The 17,244-nt window shown below is 49.1% G+C and carries 18 protein-coding genes; all 18 read right to left on the bottom strand.

The genetic code is table 11. From position 1 onward, the window contains the following. Positions 1–8: 8 nt before the first annotated feature. A complete protein-coding gene (locus ACSZLD_RS09865; RefSeq protein ID WP_444685077.1) occupies positions 9–2,204 on the bottom strand; it encodes a RelA/SpoT family protein in 2,196 nt (731 codons plus the stop codon). Positions 2,205–2,385: 181 nt separating this feature from the next. Next, positions 2,386–2,898, bottom strand: coding sequence for an adenine phosphoribosyltransferase (locus tag ACSZLD_RS09860; protein WP_377910820.1), 513 nt, complete (start codon positions 2,896–2,898; stop codon positions 2,386–2,388). Positions 2,899–2,911: 13 nt separating this feature from the next. After that, positions 2,912–5,248, bottom strand: coding sequence for a single-stranded-DNA-specific exonuclease RecJ (gene recJ / locus ACSZLD_RS09855; RefSeq protein WP_444685076.1), 2,337 nt, complete (start codon positions 5,246–5,248; stop codon positions 2,912–2,914). A 323-nt stretch (positions 5,249–5,571) separates the two neighbouring features. Then, positions 5,572–5,889: a LapA family protein gene (locus ACSZLD_RS09850; protein ID WP_377910822.1), complete on the bottom strand. Its 318-nt coding sequence runs from the start codon at positions 5,887–5,889 to the stop codon at positions 5,572–5,574. Continuing rightward, on the bottom strand, positions 5,886–6,794 hold the full coding sequence (locus ACSZLD_RS09845) for a cation diffusion facilitator family transporter (protein WP_444685075.1): 909 nt from the start codon (positions 6,792–6,794) through the stop codon (positions 5,886–5,888). Before ACSZLD_RS09845 ends, ACSZLD_RS09850 begins: the two co-directional genes overlap by 4 nt. 60 nt (positions 6,795–6,854) lie before the next feature. After that, positions 6,855–7,817 (bottom strand): protein translocase subunit SecF, encoded by a 963-nt coding sequence (gene secF / locus ACSZLD_RS09840; protein ID WP_444685074.1) that lies wholly within the window; start codon positions 7,815–7,817, stop codon positions 6,855–6,857. Next, the gene (gene secD, locus ACSZLD_RS09835) at positions 7,798–9,123 is read right to left on the bottom strand and encodes a protein translocase subunit SecD (RefSeq protein WP_377910825.1); all 1,326 of its coding nucleotides are present in this window, start codon (positions 9,121–9,123) and stop codon (positions 7,798–7,800) included. The genes secF and secD overlap by 20 nt, the downstream gene beginning before the upstream one ends. A gap of 101 nt (positions 9,124–9,224) precedes the next feature. Then, positions 9,225–9,518 (bottom strand): post-transcriptional regulator, encoded by a 294-nt coding sequence (locus tag ACSZLD_RS09830; protein WP_377910826.1) that lies wholly within the window; start codon positions 9,516–9,518, stop codon positions 9,225–9,227. 16 nt (positions 9,519–9,534) lie between these two features. Beyond that, positions 9,535–10,347 carry a DUF368 domain-containing protein gene (locus tag ACSZLD_RS09825; RefSeq protein ID WP_377910827.1) on the bottom strand — a complete coding sequence of 271 codons (813 nt, stop codon included), beginning with the start codon at positions 10,345–10,347 and terminating at the stop codon, positions 9,535–9,537. 167 nt (positions 10,348–10,514) lie between these two features. Continuing rightward, a complete protein-coding gene (gene yajC / locus ACSZLD_RS09820) occupies positions 10,515–10,778 on the bottom strand; it encodes a preprotein translocase subunit YajC (protein WP_377910957.1) in 264 nt (87 codons plus the stop codon). 122 nt (positions 10,779–10,900) lie between these two features. Next, positions 10,901–12,037 (bottom strand): tRNA guanosine(34) transglycosylase Tgt, encoded by a 1,137-nt coding sequence (tgt, locus tag ACSZLD_RS09815; RefSeq protein WP_444685073.1) that lies wholly within the window; start codon positions 12,035–12,037, stop codon positions 10,901–10,903. A gap of 2 nt (positions 12,038–12,039) precedes the next feature. Further along, positions 12,040–13,086, bottom strand: coding sequence for a tRNA preQ1(34) S-adenosylmethionine ribosyltransferase-isomerase QueA (gene queA, locus ACSZLD_RS09810; protein WP_444685072.1), 1,047 nt, complete (start codon positions 13,084–13,086; stop codon positions 12,040–12,042). A gap of 25 nt (positions 13,087–13,111) precedes the next feature. Continuing rightward, positions 13,112–13,321, bottom strand: a complete 210-nt coding sequence (locus tag ACSZLD_RS09805; RefSeq protein ID WP_377910830.1) for a DUF2905 domain-containing protein — start codon at positions 13,319–13,321, stop codon at positions 13,112–13,114. Further along, on the bottom strand, positions 13,318–14,319 hold the full coding sequence (gene ruvB / locus ACSZLD_RS09800) for a Holliday junction branch migration DNA helicase RuvB (protein WP_377910831.1): 1,002 nt from the start codon (positions 14,317–14,319) through the stop codon (positions 13,318–13,320). Before ruvB ends, ACSZLD_RS09805 begins: the two co-directional genes overlap by 4 nt. 18 nt (positions 14,320–14,337) lie before the next feature. Beyond that, on the bottom strand, positions 14,338–14,943 hold the full coding sequence (ruvA, locus tag ACSZLD_RS09795; protein WP_377910832.1) for a Holliday junction branch migration protein RuvA: 606 nt from the start codon (positions 14,941–14,943) through the stop codon (positions 14,338–14,340). 81 nt (positions 14,944–15,024) lie between these two features. Beyond that, a complete protein-coding gene (locus ACSZLD_RS09790) occupies positions 15,025–15,756 on the bottom strand; it encodes a YebC/PmpR family DNA-binding transcriptional regulator (RefSeq protein ID WP_444685071.1) in 732 nt (243 codons plus the stop codon). 89 nt (positions 15,757–15,845) lie between these two features. Continuing rightward, positions 15,846–16,745, bottom strand: coding sequence for a prephenate dehydratase (pheA, locus tag ACSZLD_RS09785; protein ID WP_377910834.1), 900 nt, complete (start codon positions 16,743–16,745; stop codon positions 15,846–15,848). A 42-nt stretch (positions 16,746–16,787) separates the two neighbouring features. Then, positions 16,788–17,240: a transcriptional regulator ThrR gene (gene thrR, locus ACSZLD_RS09780; protein ID WP_168004866.1), complete on the bottom strand. Its 453-nt coding sequence runs from the start codon at positions 17,238–17,240 to the stop codon at positions 16,788–16,790. Positions 17,241–17,244 lie beyond the last annotated feature (4 nt).

Here is a 17,244-nt window from a genome sequence, read left to right as displayed (position 1 = left end):
TCCTCCAATCAATGCATCACGCGGCGTACCGTATAGATGTCCGGAATCTGTTTAATGCGATCCACCACTTTTTGCAGGTGAGCCGTATGCTGAATCGATACCGTCATATCTATTCTTGCCATCTTGTTTTTATCTGCTTTTCCCGTCACAGCGTGAATATTTGTCTTTGTTTCTGCTACTGCCTGAAGTACATCGTTTAAGAGGGACCGACGGTCATAGCCGGAAATTTCAATATCCACATCATAATTTTTAGACTGATTCGGCTGTTGCTCCCAATCCACTTCCAAGAGCCTCGCATCTTCTTCCTGCTGAATATTCGGGCAGTCTGCACGGTGAATGGAGACGCCGCGCCCTTTTGTTATATAGCCGACGATCTCGTCACCTGGGACGGGATTACAGCAGCGGGAAAGACGGATCATCAAATTGTCGATTCCTTTTACCTTTACCCCGGTCTTATCCTTTTTCTGAACAGCTCGCTGATTAGGCTTCAAATCGCCGACGGCTTCGGTAAGCGTTTTGCCTTCTGCCGCGGCTTCCTCCTGCCGGAGCGTATCCGTCAGGCGTGTAACGACCTGGGCCGCTGTAATGCCGTGGTAGCCGACAGCCGCATACATATCCTCTTCTGTCGTAAAGCTGAATTTATCCATCACTCTGGACAAATTGTCTGACGTAAGCACCTGCTTTGTCGTAAAGCCTTTTTTCTCAATCTCTTTTTCAATGAGGTCTCGCCCTTTTTCAACATTCTCATCGCGCTTTTCCTTTTTAAACCACTGCCTGATCTTGTTTTTCGCATGCGAGCTCTGCGTGATTTTCAGCCAGTCCTGACTCGGGCCGTATGAGTGTTTGGAGGTTAAAATTTCGACGATATCCCCCGTTTTGAGCTGGTGATCAAGGGGAACCATCTTCCCATTCACCTTGGCTCCTATACAGCGGTTGCCAACTTCGGTGTGGATCCGGTAGGCAAAGTCGAGCGGAACCGAGCCTTTCGGAAGCTCCATCACGTCGCCTTTTGGTGAGAATACGAAAACCATGTCGGAAAATAAATCAATCTTCAGTGATTCCATGAATTCCTGCGCATCACTCGTGTTGTTCTGCCATTCGAGAATTTCCCGGAACCAGGACATTTTTGTTTCCAGCGATTCAGCGTCATCCACTGTTTTGCCTTCTTTATAAGCCCAGTGAGCCGCTACACCGAATTCAGCTACTTTATGCATGTCCTCTGAACGGATTTGAACTTCCAAAGGATCACCTTTGGGTCCGATAACCGTCGTATGAAGCGACTGATACATGTTTGCTTTTGGCATCGCAATATAGTCTTTAAACCGCCCCGGCATCGGCTTCCACTGTGTATGGATAGTCCCCAGCACGGCATAGCAGTCTTTAATGCTTTTTACCACGATCCGAATGGCGAGCAGATCGTAAATTTCGTTAAACTGCTTGTTCTGCAGCACCATTTTACGGTAAATGCTGTAAATATGCTTGGCACGACCATGAATATCCGCTTCGATCTGCATGCCTGCAAGCCGGTCCTTTAACAGCTCCTGCACCTCTTCAATGTAGCTCTCACGCTCCACGCGCTTCTTTTTCATTAAGTTCACGATCCGGTAGTACTGCTGCGGATTCAGATAGCGGAGCGACGTATCCTCCAGCTCCCATTTAATCTTGGATATACCGAGGCGGTGGGCAAGCGGCGCAAAAATCTCCAGTGTTTCGTTTGAGATTCTCCGCTGTTTTTCCGGAGGCAGATGCTTGAGAGTCCGCATATTATGAAGCCGGTCAGCAAGCTTAATGAGAATCACACGGATGTCCTTAGCCATCGCAACGAACATTTTCCTGTGATTTTCCGCCTGCTGCTCTTCCTTGGACTTATATTTAATCTTCCCGAGCTTCGTCACCCCGTCGACGAGCATGGCAACCTGCTCACCAAACTTCTGCTCGATTTCTTCCAGACCGATATCCGTGTCTTCAACGACGTCATGCAGAAAAGCCGCCGCTACTGTATCCGGGTCCATCCCGAGATCGACCAGGATGCCCGCTACCTGAACGGGATGCCAGATATACGGCTCACCCGAACGTCTGTACTGTTCCCGGTGGGCATACCTTGCCAGTTCATAGGCCTCCCGCAGAAACGCTGTATCATCTGCGGATAAATATTCTGCAGCTTTTTCAAGTACTTGTTCACTGGTCATGGAATCACCCTGCATTTTCTTTAGAGATTTCCGGGAAGTTCCTGCTGGGAGCGGCGTCACTCCGGCATATACCGGTTTGTCGAATTAACCCGATTATATACTATATCGGCCCGCATTTATACGGTCCTGCATAGAGATTATGTAACAAGAAAGCGACATGGTTCTGTTAAAAAAGAACCTGCCGCTCGAATGCTCATTAATATGTCATGAGCGTAAATACGTCGTACTCTTTCAGACGGTCAGCCCCGTCAAGATAGCTCAGCTCGATCATGAAGGCGATCCCCGCCACAACGCCGCCCATTTTTTCAACCATTTTGATGGTTGCTTCGATGGTGCCTCCGGTTGCAAGCAGATCATCTGTAATCAGGACACGCTGACCCGGCTTAATGGACCCTTTATGAATATTAAGGGAATCTTTACCATATTCAAGTCCATAATCGACTTCCAGCACTTCCCGAGGCAGTTTACCTGCCTTACGAACTGGCACAAAGCCTTTGCCAAGTGCTACGGCAATCGGACATCCGACTACAAATCCGCGTGCTTCTGGACCGACGATAACATCAATGTCCCGGCCGTATGCGAACTCTGTCATCGCTTCAATTGCTTTTTTATATGCTTCTCCATTTTCCATCAGCGTCGTAATATCCTTAAAGCGGATACCTTCTTTTGGAAAATCTTCTACTACTGTTACGTACTGCTTAAAATCCATTCGTTTTTTCCTCCTAACGGCTGTGCGTCTCCACACTTGCCGTATTCGTCATCTGATCCAGCTGTTTTTTCAGGGAGCGGTACGTTGAGTAGCAAAGCTCCTGCTGAATGTTTGTTTTTTCCAGTCTGGAAGTGTAAAGCTCTGATTCCGACAAATCCCGTTTCTCAGGACGATCGTTAACAGAAATAACACCATCGTTTATTTTAACAAATCCGAGCTCAAAAAACACGTTTGACATGAAAGAAATCATTGATTCGCTCCAACCCTTGTGAACGGCGAGCTTTTTCAAGTGCTGATTCATATCAAATGATCCGCGTTTTTGAAGAAATGCGTAATACCATTTAAATTGATCACGCGAGGGAGCCGGTGAAAAAAAGTAATCATTCTCATCATGGAACACGACATCAAGCTGCTCTAGTGATGTGAGCTGCTGCATAACGGTTCGCAGCTGTTTCATGGAGTCCGGAGTATCATACAGCGTAACATGTGACGCTTTTGCGAGAACGGGAGCTGCTTCTTCCGGATTCGCACAGCAGACCGTTTCCCACGTATCCGGCGTTTCTGCAGGAGCCGATTCGCTGAAATGCACGAGGACGCGAGGCTCCGTTTGCTTGGTTAAATACTGACGGCTGCCCCGGTGATCAAACAGCTGCCACTCATCAATCTTTATATCCTCTACGATCATCTGCGGTTTCACGCGTCCATTCCATTCATTGATGGAAAGTTTGCCGACAGCAGAAAGTGCAGCCAGAGGCGAAATAGACTTCTCTGCCGCTCCCATTCGAAAGGCGATCACGTCCAGCGAGGAGCTGTGATCACTGTTCGTAAGCGTCAGCTTTAAATGATCTTTTGTAGAACCGATCACCTTCGCCTGCTCCACTAATGCACGTCGGATCAGGATTTTTGGCGCAGGATTCCCCATGCCGAAGGGAGCCATAGCAGCCAGATCCTGAATTGTTTTTACACTGATTTCATCAACAGAAACTTCGAGATCGACGTGAATTTTCTTCAGATAATCTTCTGCTGTTAACGTTTCGTCAGCAATTTGAATGAGGCCGCTGCGTAAGCTGTCGATATCCTTTCGCTCCATCGTTAATCCAGCCGCCATCGGATGTCCGCCAAAATGAGGCAGGAGATCCCGGAATTTAGAAAGAGACTGAAACATGTCAAAGCCCTCGATGCTTCTCGCAGAACCTTTTGCCGTCTTTCCGTCTTCAAGCAGGCTGAGCACGATTGTCGGACGATAAAACCGCTCGACAAGCCGGCTGGCTACAATCCCGATCACTCCTGGATTCCATCCTTCTCCTGCAACAATGATTACGGGCGGAACACCTTGCTCTTCTACTTTCTGCTCTGCTTCAGCAGCAATTTCTTTCACAAGCTCCTGCCGTTCCCGATTCAGCCCATCAATCATACTAGCTGTATCCTCTGCTTCGCTTGGATCCTGCGTCAGAAGCAGTTCTACGGCAGGGTCAGCGGAATCAAGCCTGCCTGCAGCATTCAGACGAGGTCCGATGACAAAGCCAACTGTTTCTTCATCCAGCTCATCGCGGCTCGTGCCGGCTGCCTTCAACAAGGCTTCCAGTCCGGGACGGAGGCGCCCCTGCATAGCCTTCAGTCCCTCGGCTGCCAGAATTCGGTTCTCGTCCTCTAAAGGCACTAAATCGGCGATGGTTCCGACCGCTGCAAGATCAAAAAATTCGTTTGGAAGCCGCCCGAGCAAGGCCTGTGCTACTTTAAAAGCGACGCCGACACCGGCCAGCTCCTTAAATGGATACCCGCAGTCTTCCTGCTTAGGATTGATGACAGCAAAGCCATCAGGCAGTGCCGGCGGCGGCTCGTGATGGTCTGTAATGATTAAGTCGACGCCCAGCTCTTTAGCAGCATCAGCTTCCTTCACACCAGAAATGCCGGTATCAACTGTGATAATCAAGGTGACACCTTCTTCGGCAGCTTGTTTAAACGCAGGTTCGTTCGGGCCGTAGCCTTCAGTAAACCGGTTTGGGACATACCAGGCTGCCTCGGCTCCAGCGAGCGTCAATGCTGTATATAAAAGAGACGTGCTGGTAACGCCATCAGCATCATAATCTCCAAAAACAAGAATGCGTTCCTTATCCATGATCGCTTTATGTATGCGGTTTACTGCTTTTTCCATATCTTTCATAAGAAATGGATCATGCAGTTGTTCCGTTGTACCTTTTAAAAACAGCTGAATTTGTTCATCTGTTTCAAAACCCCGCTGCACTAGAAATTTAGCGGCTATAGAGGTTAGTCCTGTTCGCTGCTGAACGTCCTGGACCGGTCCGTCTGCGGGATTCGTAATTATCCATTTGGATGATGAATGAAGCATCTGTATTCCCCCTGACTTGTACATTATACATAAGCTGCCGGTTGGAAACAAACCTGTCAAGAGTCCCGGATTGACGCCTCCTGCTTCTGAACAGGTAATACGATGGATGTTTACGAAGCTCCATTTTTCAGTCCGACTTTTTGGCAGGTTAAGCACCCCCGATCAGAGTTTGTCTGTTTTTGATTCAAGTGCAATGCGGATCCAGGGGGGATCGCTGCAACAGCATCACCTAATTAACAATGAAAAGCCGCTTCGACATCCGGTCGAAGCGGCTTTATCTGAATTTAACATAAGGTTACTCGATGTGTGCGAAGAGATGCGCCTTATTTACCTGCCTCAGGTGCTGGAGGCGGATCATTCTTTTTCCGGTCTTTTCTGCGCTTTTGATTGTCTTTATCGGACGCTTCCCGCTCCTGCTTCAGCTGCTTTATTTCCTGTTGAAGCTGGTAAATCTTATACATGCCGACTAAGCCGGCAGTCACTGCCCCCATCAGAACAGACGCTAAAATAACCAGTACGAGCGGCCAGTCCCCCTGACCAAAGAGAAAGTTAACTTCTACAGGATCGACGTTAATAACAGCGAAAATTGCAATGATCAGGATCACAATCAGTCCTGCAATTAAACCCCATTGCCCTTTCATAGCTTTTCCTCCTCTGAGCTTGGATTAATATGTACACGGACATCGTGAACATACCCCGCTTCAATCAGCTTGCGTTTGACCTGCTTGCCGATCGCGTGACCAGCTTCGACCGTGATGTAAGGATCGACAGAAACTTTAATATCAATAATCACATAGTAACCGTGCTCTCTCGCCAGCAATTCATCCACGTTGACAACGCCTTCAACAGAGGCTGCTGCTTCATACATCCAGACTGTATCTTCATCATGAAGCACATGATCCATTGACTGGTGTATCGCTTCAGAACCAAGACTCCATCCCATTTTCATGATTAGCAGCGCGACGACAATGGTAGCTGCCGGATCTGCATAAACCGCTGCTTCCATACCGGCCGCAGACCCAAATACTGCTGCCCCGGCACCGATTAACACAGCCAAAGACGACAGAACATCGCTGCGGTGATGCCAGGCGTCTGTGATTAAAGCATCGCTTTTATACTTTTTACCCAATCTTACTTTATATTGAAACATCGCCTCTTTCACAACAATGGAAAACAACGCTGCATAAACAGCAGCCTGACCCGGAACGGGCACTTCCTGAAAGAAAGCCTGACCTGCACTGAAAGCTACTTCTATTCCGACGACAAAGAGCAGGACAGAAACGATAATAGCAGTGACCGTTTCCGCCTTGCCGTGACCGTAAGGATGATCTTCATCGGGCGGCTGCTGAGCGGCCCTGACCCCGATCAGCACCGCGATCGAGCTGACGACATCAGCGGCGGAGTGGAGTGCATCTGCTGTGAGGGCCCTGCTGTCTGCTACTGTGCCGACAATTCCTTTTACAGTTGCTAACACAGCATTTCCAGCGATACCGATCCAAGCTCCAAGCTGCACTTTTTTATAGCGAACGTCTCCGTCATCCAGCATGCCAGTTCCTCCTGTTCAAGCGACGATACCCCCGGATACAGTTCCGGGGGCGGAATTTCTTTATGTTGTGCTGTTTTCCTGCAGAGCCAGTTTTCGCTCTTCCTCAGCCTGTTTGGCTAGTTTTCGCTTGATGCTGCGGTACTTCATGATGCACCACAGCTGAGCTGCAATGAAGAGGGAGGAATAGGTTCCAGCTGCAAGACCAACGACAAGCGCCAGTGAGAAGACTCTCAGACCATCTCCGCCAAAAACGAGCAGCGCTCCTGCTGCAAAAACAACCGTCAGCACGGTGTTAATCGAACGGGCCAGCGTCTGCACGAGGCTTTTATTTACGACTTGGGCGAGCTTTTCGAAAGTTTCTACTTTTTCTTCACGCTCCATGTTTTCCCTGATCCGGTCAAAGGTGACGATCGTATCATTGATCGAATAACCTATGATCGTAAGCACCGCCGCAATAAACGGAATGTTCACTTCCATTTGTAAAATCGCAAAAACGGTGATGATAAACAGCGCATCATGAAACAGAGCGACGATGGCAGCAATCCCATATAAAAGCTCAAATCGGATGGTTACGTAGATAATGATCCCGACGGTTGCGATTAACACAGAAATAATCGCGTTTTGCGCTAGCTCCTGACCTACGATAGGAGAAACTGTGCTTACATTTGGCACCGCCCCGTACTCTTCTTCAAAATGAGACTGAATCTGCATTGATTCCTGCTGATCAAGGCCGCCGATAAAAGAGGCCCGGCCGATCTCGTTATTATCTCCGGCCAGGACAACATCGTCCGGCTCAAACCCTATTGACTGAAATTCGTTTTCAATTTCTTCGGCAGTAACTGCTTCCTCTGTCAGCACATCAACCGTCGTTCCGCTTTCAAAGTCGATGCCTAAATTGAGTCCCATCGTTGCCAGCAGAATAATCCCTGTCAGTAAATAAGCGAGAGTGATGCCGAAAAACGTTTTCCGATGACGGACGAAGTCCAGCTTCGACGTTTCATGATCAAAGTTCACGAATCTCACGCTCCTTTACTCCAAAAAGCTTCTGCTTGCGGTTCAGCGCCCTGCTGTTTACCCAGAGACCCAGCAGCAGCCTTGCACCAAATACAGCTGTGACAAAGCTAGTCAGGATGCTCACGATCAGCATGACGGCAAAGCCCTGTACGGCGCTTGTACCGAAATAAAACAGCACACCTGCTGCGAGAATAGTCGTGATATTCGCATCAAGAATCGTCGACAGCGACCTTCTGCTCCCTGCTTTAAAGGCGCTCATCACCGATCGTCCGTAGCGGAGTTCATCCTTTATCCGCTCAAACGTAATAATATTCGCATCGACAGCCATCCCGACACCAAGTATTAAGGCCGCGATTCCCGGAAGCGTGAGAACAGCGTTCAGCCAGTTAAAGATGACAAGCACCAGGTAAATGTACGCGCTGAGCGTAAGCACAGCGATCATTCCCATAAACCGGTAATAGAGAAGCATATAGCCGAAAATAAGCGCAATCCCAATGAAGCCTGCATATACGGCAAGCTCCATCGACTGTTCTCCAAGCTGCGCCCCGACAGAGTTCAGCTGAAGCTCCTCCAGCTCAACCGGCAGTGCTCCTGCATTCAAAATACCTGCGAGATCAGCCGCAGATTCCTGTGTAAAATCTCCGGTTATCATGACGTCGCGGGATTGGATCCGCTCGTCGACGCTTGGTGCTGAGACGATTTTAGAGTCTTCCCGCTGCATTTCTTCTTCGTACGAATCGCCTTCCTCATAGTCCAGCCAGATAACGAGTCGATTATCCGGAAACGGGCGCTGTGAGATTTCTTCCGTAATTTCACCGAACAAATTCGCATCATCCACGGTAACAGTCACAATCGGCTCGTTCGTCTGTTCCCTGAAGTTTTGACGAGCTCCGCCTTCTACCAAGTCAGAGCCATCCATTTTCAACTCGTCGTCTGTATCGCGGAATTCAAGTCGTGCCTGTGTGGACAGAAGCTCGCGCGCCTGCTCCTGATCATCTACTCCGGCGAGCTGTACGCGGATCCGGTCGTCCCCTTCGATATTAATACTCGGTTCTGACACGCCGAGCACGTCAATTCGCGCATTCAGTGCACTGACCGTATCTGTCAGCAGTTCACGGTTAATTTCTGTTCCTTCTTCCCCATCGAGAGGCTGCACTTCATACAGCACTTCGAAACCACCCTGGAGATCCAGACCAAGACTGATATCATCGACGTGATCCATAACGTTGGAGGCAATTAAAATTCCAAGCGCTGTAATGATCACGAAAAAGAGTGCGATCAGACTGCTGCGAACTCCCTTTCTTCTCTTAGCCAATGCCATGTCCTCCTTCTATCCATTCCGCACAAGCCTTATGTACGGCGGAACATCTGCCTCATTATAGCCAGTCGTTTTCCAGCCTGTCAATGAAGCATATCTTAAAGATCTTTCAGTGAAAAACTGCCTTTCGATGTAAACCAGTCGTCAGCTTTATACGCACCCACGGTCAGCTGCGTCATATAATCGGAAGCAGAGGTTTTAAACAGCTCCGCTGTGATCCAGTGCAGCCGGATGCTGTCCGGAATATCACTTTTTCGCTTCATCTTTTCCTTAAACGTATTCCAGACCTCTTCTTCTGTCACCTGTTCATGACCATATATGCGCCATTCTTCAGCTTTACTCACAAGCACAGGTCCGAGCTTTTCTTTCCACACATCCCATTGTTCTTCCATGGACGTTCTCCTCCTGTCAGGGCTGTTTTAAACTCAGTATATATGCTGCAGAAGCACCGGCAGCAAACGTTGCCAGGCTCATAAAGTCATTTCCGGCTCCAAAGCCGGGATAAATCGTAAAGACAGATCCAGTGATTAAACCGATAATGGCGGCATAAACACCCGCCGGATAATGCTGAAACAAATACTTAATTGCTTTGCTGCTCAAAATAAATCCTGTTACAACCCCTGCTCCAACGACTGCGATCACCGCAAAGTCAGGATTCGTGACAGAAAGGGCATTGGTAGCCGTATGGTAGACACCAAACAGCAGCAGAACAAATGCGCCGCTCACCCCGGGAAGAAGCATGGCCATACTGGCTGCCCATCCGGCAATAAAGAAGAGCCAGGCGTTACCTGCTGTCACTTCTATAATACCGGTTTCAGCGGCTCGCTGTGCAGTGTCGCCAATATACATAGCCCCTGCCGCAGTAAACAGCATCATCGCAAAATGGAATGGGCGAAACGAGCGGGAGGCTTCCGATTGTTTAATAAGCAGCGGAATGACACCGATCAGGAGCCCGGTAAATAAAAAGTTCGTTTCCTGAAAATAATTGCTCAAAAAATAATTCATGACGCCGGCGAGCAGTACAATTGCTGTTCCCATTCCTGCCGCAAGCGGAACAAGAAAACCGAGATGCCTGCTCCAGTCTCTGCTGAAAAAACCGCTGATTGCGCTGATAAAATCGCGGTAAATACCCAGTATCAATGCCATTGTTCCTCCACTTACGCCGGGTATGATATCGCAAATACCCATCATTGCGCCGCGGTACAAGTTTTTCCAATGCAAGATGCATAACTCCTTTATGTGTGACTGAAATGAGCCGGCAAAAGCCGTATGTATGGATCGGAGGATGCTGTTCCCGGACGATGAAGCGATCCCCGGGAACAGCATCCGCAAGCCAGATTATAAAAAAGGGAGCCCGCTCTGATACTTCAAGCAGGCGCCCTTACTCATCAATCCTGATTTGTTACTTCACGGACCGCCTGACGGTCAAACGTCAGCTTGTTCGCTCCGTCAACGTCTACAACAATACGATCTTCATCGATCGCATCAATCGTGCCGTGCAGACCGCCGATTGTAATAATTTTATCTCCCTTTTGCAGAGAAGCGTGCATCTGCTGCACTTTCTTTTGACGCTTCTGCTGAGGTCGGATCAGCAGGAAATAAAAAATAGCGAACATTAAAATTAATGGAATTAACGCCCCAAGTACATCCAAGTTCTTCACTCCCTTCTCCCATAAACGGCAGAAACCGATGTTTCTGCTTCGAAAACGACAGGACAGTATCCCAAAGTCTATTGTGCCCGAGTAACCGGTTAAAATCAATAAATAATATGTGTCTAAAAGTTTTTTGCATCCGCCTTGTTAAAGCCGTAGCTTTCGAAAAACGCTTCCCTGAAATCAAGCAGCCGGTCTTCCCGGATCGCCTGGCGGACATTTTCCATGAGCGTAAGCAGGAAGTGCAGGTTGTGGTAAGAGCAGAGTCGCAGTCCCAGTGTTTCATTGGACTTGATTAAGTGACGAATGTACGCACGTGAATAAGAAGCGCACACTTTACAACTGCAGTTTTCATCGAGCGGTCTGAAATCCCGGGCAAATTTAGCATTTCGCACGACGAGTCTGCCGCTGCTCGTCATGAGCGTGCCATTCCGTGCGATTCGGGTGGGCAGCACACAGTCAAACATATCAATGCCGCGGATCGCACCATCAATAAGGGAATCCGCAGAACCAACGCCCATCAGATACCTTGGCTTGTCATCTGGAAGGTACGGCGTCGTTTCCTCCAATACCCGGTTCATCATGTCTTTTGGTTCCCCAACAGAAAGTCCTCCGATTGCATAACCAGGGAAATCAAGGGAGGTGAGGTCTTTGGCACTTTGCTTGCGCAGGTCTGCATATTCTCCGCCTTGAACGATGCCAAACAATCCCTGATCATCCCGGCCATGTGCCTCTAAGCAACGTTCGGCCCAGCGGCTTGTACGTTCTACTGAGGCCTTCATGTATGAATGTTCTGCCGGATAGGGGGGACACTCATCAAACGCCATCATGATATCAGGGCCAAGCGCATTCTGAATCTGCATTGATTTTTCAGGTGTCAGAAACAGCTTTTCTCCACTGAGGTGATTACGGAACTGCACGCCCTCTTCCGTAATATTACGCAAGTCGCTCAAGCTGAAGACTTGGAACCCGCCGGAATCAGTCAATATTGGACGATCCCAATTCATAAATGCATGCAGTCCCCCGGCTTCCTCAATAATATCTTCTCCAGGCCGGAGCCATAGGTGATACGTATTGCTCAAGATGATCTGCGCGTTCATCTCGATCAGTTCATCCGGGCTCATCGTTTTGACGGTCGCCAGTGTCCCGACTGGCATAAAGATCGGTGTTTCAAACGTACCGTGCGGCGTGTGTACTTTACCGAGTCGTGCTCCGGACTGCTTGCACGTTTTAATGTGTTCATATGTTACGGCTGGCATGATTATCGGTTCCTTTCTGTATCTGTCAACAGCATGGCATCCCCAAAGCTGAAAAAGCGGTATTTCTCTTGCACTGCTGTTTTATATGCGTGCAAAATATGATCTCGGCCTGCAAAAGCACTGACGAGCATAACTAACGTCGATTTAGGCAAATGGAAATTTGTTAAGAGCGCATCTACCGCTCGAAACGTGAAACCGGGATAAATAAAAATATCAGTCCATCCAGAAGCTTCACGAAATTCTCCATCTGTATCCCTTGCAACCGTTTCCAGCGTTCTCGCTGAGGTGGTACCGACCGCTATAATACGGCGCCCTTCCTGCTTCGCTCTATTCAGCTTTTCTGCTGCGGCTTTCGAGAGCTCATAATACTCTGCGTGCATGCTGTGTTCTTCCACAGACTCCACGGAAACAGGCCGGAACGTACCAAGACCAACGTGCAGCGTTAACGTCACGACGTCTACTCCTGCCTGACGAATCTTATGCAGCATAGCAGGTGTAAAGTGCAGACCTGCAGTCGGGGCAGCTGCCGAGCCTCTGTTCTCTGCATACACCGTCTGATAGCGGTCCTTTTCCTCCAGCTGCTCCTGAATATAAGGCGGGAGCGGCATTTCTCCAAGGTGATCGAGTATTTCCGGGAAAATCCCGGTAAACGACAGCTTCATCCGGCGCCGCCCCTCTGGAAGCTCTTCGAGACAGACAGCTTCAAGAAGCCCATCTCCAAACGAAAGCACGGTCCCTTTTCGAATCCTGCGGGCCGGTTTGACGAGCACTTCCCAGACGAAGTCTCCTTTCTCATGCAGCAGCAGCATCTCCACTTTTCCGCCGGTATCTTTCCGCGAGCCGAGCAGGCGGGCCGGGATCACTTTCGTGTCGTTGAGGACGAGCGTGTCACCAGCTTCCAGCCATTCCGGCAAATCATAAAAATGTCTATGTTCAATCGTGCCACTTTCTTTATCCATCACGAGCATCCGGGATTGTTCCCGATCTTTAAGCGGTGTTTGTGCGATCAGACTTTCCGGGAGCTCGTAGTCAAATTGATTTACATCCATGCCTTCCTGTCTCCTTCTTCATCAATCAGCGTCTAAAAAGCAAAAAAATCAGCGACAGCAGGACGCTGATAACAATGGACGTCATAAGCGGAAAATAAAATGTAGAATTTCCCCGCTCAATGACAATATCTCCGGGCAGACGGCCGAACGGCAGTACACGGCCGCCAAGCTGCCAGAGCACGCCGGCAATAATCAGCACCACTCCGGCTGCTATCAGCATCTTTGGGATTGTCATTCTTCCGGCACCTCCATCTCAAAATGGCGGTACACGTCATGGGTGACAATTCTCCCGCGCGGGGTCCGCTGCAGGAAACCGATTTGCAGCAAATACGGTTCATAGACGTCTTCTATCGTATGTGACTCTTCACCGATCGTCGCAGCTATCGTATCAATTCCCACCGGCCCGCCTCGATATTTTTCAATCATGCCACGCAGCAGTTTATGGTCCACTTCATCGAGTCCAAGTCTGTCAACCTGCAGAAGATTCAGCGCTTCTTCAGTAATCGCTTCGGATATCACCCCGTCTCCCCTCACTTGAGCAAAATCACGAATCCTTCTTAACAGTCGGTTCGCGATCCGGGGAGTCCCGCGTGACCGGCGGGCAACTTCACCAGATGCAGGGTGCTCCATATCTACCTTCAGCACATCAGCGGTCCGTCTGACTATTTCCCTCAGCTCCGGCTCTTTATAATATTCCAGCCGGCTGATTACTCCGAAACGGTCGCGCAGCGGGGCTGAGAGCATCCCTGCCCTCGTCGTGGCACCCACAAGTGTAAATGGCGGCAGCTCGAGCTTTACTGATCTGGCTGAAGGTCCCTTGCCAACGACAATGTCGAGAAAGAAATCCTCCATTGCCGGATACAGTACTTCTTCCACCGCGCGAGGAAGACGGTGAATCTCATCGATAAACAGGACATCGCCGGGTTCAAGCGCCGTCAAAATGGCTGCCAGATCGCCCGGCCTCTCTACGGCCGGGCCGGAAGTGGTTCGGAGCTGAACGCCCATTTCATTGGCGATAATGGCTGCAAGTGTTGTTTTTCCAAGCCCCGGCGGACCGTATAACAAGACGTGGTCGAGCGATTCTTCGCGCATACCGGCAGCTTCAATAAACACTTTCAGGTTGTTCTTCACCTGCTCTTGTCCAATATACTGCTCCAGCGTCTGCGGCCGCAGCACGGCATCCTCGGACAAATCAAACGACTGGGCATCTCCGCTCATCATTCGTTCTTCCATATGGGATTCAGCTCCTTTCTATGCATTCAGCATCAGTCTGAGTGCCTTTTTAATATATGCGTCCGTGGAATCCAGTTCTTCTTCCTTCAGCTTCGGTCGGATCCGCTTCACTTCCCTGTCCGTATATCCGAGCGCTGCTAGAGCTTCGCACGCCTCCGTCAGGGCATCAGGCTCGTCACTGGCTGCCGGAACCGGAGCGAATAGACCTTCAGCTAGTGTAGGCACAATTTCCCCGACCTTTCCTTTTAAATCAAGAATAATTTGGCCGGCTGTTTTTTTACCGACGCCTGGAAACTTTGTTAAAAAGGAGGCATCCTCCTGTTCAATAGCTTCCACAACGAGCTTGGGCTGTTCACTGCCGACAATCGCGAGTGCTCCTTTAGGTCCGATACCTGATACTTGCAGCAGTTTTTCGAAAAGCCGCCGCTCCTCGCGGTGTGCAAATCCGAACAGCTTAATGTCATCCTCCCGAACATGCTGATACGTATAGATCGTAATATTTTCAGTACCTGGCGTATATCGGTAAGGGTTGCCGCAGTGAATCAAATACCCGATTCCGCTGTTCGTAACAACGACCGTGTCTGCTTCTGTATGTACAACTGTTCCAGTAATATGCTCAATCATTTTTCTGCCCCTTTATTCTGTGATTGCGAACACACATTCCATTTTAGCATATTTTCAACTTGATTAGGGGGCAGTGAAAGCTTAAGGCATGAAATCCGCGTTATGGTAAACATGCTGCACGTCATCGCTGTCCTCAAGTGCCTCAATTAACGCAGCAGCCTGCTCCGCCTTATCATTATCAAGCTCTACCGTAACGTCCGGTATCATGGCTGCCTCTGCCTCTGCAATCGTGATTCCATCCAGCTGTTTCATCTGATCACGGACATTGTCCAAAGAGGCAGGATCTGTCTCGATATATACGGTCTGCTCCGATACCTGCATATCATCCCCGCCGGCTTCCAATACGAGCAGCAGCAGTTCTTCCTCATCTATCGGCTGTTCTGCTTCAAGAATCAATCTTCCCCGCCTGGCAAACATAAACGAAACACAGCCGTTTTCTCCAAGGCTGCCTCCGTTTTTATTAAAGGCAAGCCTGATCTCTGCAGCTGTTCTATTTCTGTTCTCTGTCAGAGCTTCCACGTATACTGCCGTACCCGCTGGACCATACCCTTCATAAACGACATGTTCATAGTCCACACCATCTAATCCGCCGGTTGCTTTTTTAATCGTACGGTCGATATTATCCTTCGGCATGTTCACTTGTTTTGCTTTATCTAACGCTGCACGAAGTGCAAGGTTTGTTTCAGGGTTTTCTCCACCGGTTCGAACAGCCTGATAAATTTCTTTCGATATTTTCGTAAATAATTTCCCTCGTTTTTCATCCTGTCTGCCTTTTCGATGCTTAATGTTGTTCCATTTAGAGTGTCCTGCCACTGTTCCTCACCCTTTCCCATCGATCATGCTAATCACCTGCATCAGCAGAATAGCCCGGAAAATAGAGCTTTTCCGGGCCTACACTGCATTCAGCGCTGTTTGACTTGCGGAACAGCACGAGTACCGTTCAATTCTTCCCACGTAAAACATGGGAAGCTGCCCAGTACGTGCACTCCGCAGCCAAGTGCTCTCAACTCTTCCACCACGGAAGGGATAAGCACATGATCCTGTTTCATCGCTGCATCAACAATGAAAAAATAATTTCCCAACCCGGTTTTGGTCGGTCTTGATTCAATCCGGACCAGATTGATTTTCCTCCAGGCAAATGCTGCAAGCACTTGATGGAGAGCTCCTGCAAAGTCAGAAGACAGGCTGATCATCATGGAGGTTTTATACAGCGTATTCTCTGTAATCGCAGGATGACCGAAGTCAACCGCTCCCTTGGTAAGCAGCACAAATCTGGTTCTGTTATGATCGTAGTCGTTTATTTTTCGTTCTGCTACCGTCAGTCCGTAAGCTTCTGCTGCAATTTCGTTAGCGATCGCAGCTGCAGGCTCATCCGGATTCTCCATAATGTACCGGGCTGCCGATGCTGTTGAATTCGTATAGGCAATTTCTGCCTCCGGAAGCCATTCTCGAATAAACTGGTGACACTGGGCGACAGCCTGCGGATGGGAGTACACTTTTTTGATCGCTGCCAGGTCCTTACGGTTTTCAGCTGAAGTCAGCAGGTGCTGCTCAATTGGTGCTTCTATTTCAGCCGCCATATTCATGCGCTGATGGTGGATAAAGTAATCCAGCGTAATATTGACAGAACCTTCAATGGCGTTTTCCATCGGTACTACTGCGTATTCCACTTTTTCGTCTGCTACCGCATCCATCGTATCCGGGATGGTCGTAAATGGAACGCGCTTGTCGTCCGGCAGCAGCGTAGCAGCAGCAGCCTCGGTGAAAGACCCGGCGGGCCCAAGATAACCAACCTGTTTCACAGTCGTCTCTCCTTCATCCTTTATTGTATCGGAAATATCCGGTTATGCACCGGAGCCGACTACTTCGACTTTATATACGGCATCAAGCCCCTGCATTTGTTCAAGCAGATTCGTCACATCCATCGTCATTGCTGCAGTTTCAATCGTTAGCGTGATCGTGGCTTTCCCTTGAAGCGGAATCGTCTGATTGATTGTCAGTACGTTTGCACCCGTCGTCGCCACCATCGCTAGCAGACGAGAAAGCGATCCCGATTGATCCTGAAGATGAATCGAAAGCGTGATAATTTTTTCCTTCACCATCGTATGAAAGGGAAAAATACCGTCTTTGTATTTATAAAATGCACTGCGGCTCAATTCAACCTGATTAACCGCATCATTTATCGTACGTACTGATTCTTCCTCCAGCAGGCGCTTCGCTTCCACTGTTTTCAGCATGGCTTCCGAAAGCATATCCTCCCGGACGAGATAAAACTGATCCGACCGTTTGTGTATCATAGTG

Source organism: Alkalicoccus luteus, from assembly GCF_052061695.1.
In the GTDB taxonomy this organism is placed as follows: domain Bacteria; phylum Bacillota; class Bacilli; order Bacillales; family Salisediminibacteriaceae; genus Alkalicoccus; species Alkalicoccus luteus.
The sequence above is the reverse complement of the archived record's forward strand: the minus strand, read 5'-3'. Positions and strand labels throughout refer to the sequence as shown.